This is a genomic window from Alloalcanivorax mobilis, assembly GCF_002864685.1.
In the GTDB taxonomy this organism is placed as follows: domain Bacteria; phylum Pseudomonadota; class Gammaproteobacteria; order Pseudomonadales; family Alcanivoracaceae; genus Alloalcanivorax; species Alloalcanivorax mobilis.
This window is the reverse complement of record NZ_NMQZ01000082.1, coordinates 1-971: the sequence shown is the minus strand read 5'-3', so window position 1 is coordinate 971 and position 971 is coordinate 1. Positions and strand designations below refer to the sequence as shown.

Genomic DNA, 971 nt, shown 5'->3' with positions numbered 1-971 from the left:
GGCCAGGCTAATTGTCGTCAAACAGGGGCTGAACGGAAAGCGCAGCAGAGGGCACACCAGGCCGGAATAGATGTTGGCCTCCGCCCCCCTTTCCCTAGTGGAAGACCTGCTCCAACGAACCGGCGTCATAAAACCGATCGATCCAGCTCTCCAACTGATCCAGCGGAGCCTGCTCCAAGCGCTGTTCCATATCCGACGGGAGCGGGCCGAACCGTCGGGAGAGAAAGCGGGACAGAATGAGGCGGGCCTCTTCGGTTGAACCCTCTTGCCGACCTTCCTGGCGATATTGTGCTTTCCACTCCTTAATCCGGTCTTCGAGCATGGTGGCCTCCTCCAAGCTGTATATGCTCTGCCAATCCAACGACGGGTCGAGGCTTTCACCTCGCCGGTGCAACCACTCGATGATGCCGTGGCGCAAACTTTCCTGTTCCGGTTCCCGCACCCAGCTTACCAAAAGTCGCACTGCATTCAGCAGTTCCTCTGGAGAGTTACTTTGCTCCATTCGGAACACAGCGGCGACCACGTTTTTCCCCTTCGGAAAATCAGGTTCACTCAGCCGCCCCTCATCCAGCAGCACGAAGTGGTAAAACGGTACATAACGGGCAAATGCCGCGGGCATCCAATCGAACAGCCCGCGTAATGCGGTGGGCGCCCGCCAACGACGTTTGCCATTGTATAAAACAATCGGCAACACTAATGGCAGCGCACCACCTTGTTTCACCTCGCCGCGCCGGATCAAATCCTGATACAGGAGCCCGATGTAGCTCAGCAGCCGGACCGCCATGTAGTAATCGACGGTGGACTGGAACTCCAGCATCAAATACAGATAGACCCACCGCTGCCGCCAACGCACCCGCCAGATCACATCATTATGGCGACTTCGCAGATCATCGGAAACGAAGCTCTCGGAGACCTTCTCCAGAGAGTCCAGATCCAGTTCCTTGATCCAGTTTTCCTTAACAAATCCGAGC

General features: G+C 56.6%; 1 protein-coding gene. It reads right to left on the bottom strand.

What is annotated here, in order from left to right; translation table 11 throughout:
- Nucleotides 1-94 precede the first annotated feature (94 nt).
- On the bottom strand, nt 95-971 hold an 877-nt coding region (locus CGS25_RS18845), incomplete at its 5' end, for an Rpn family recombination-promoting nuclease/putative transposase (RefSeq protein ID WP_101676407.1).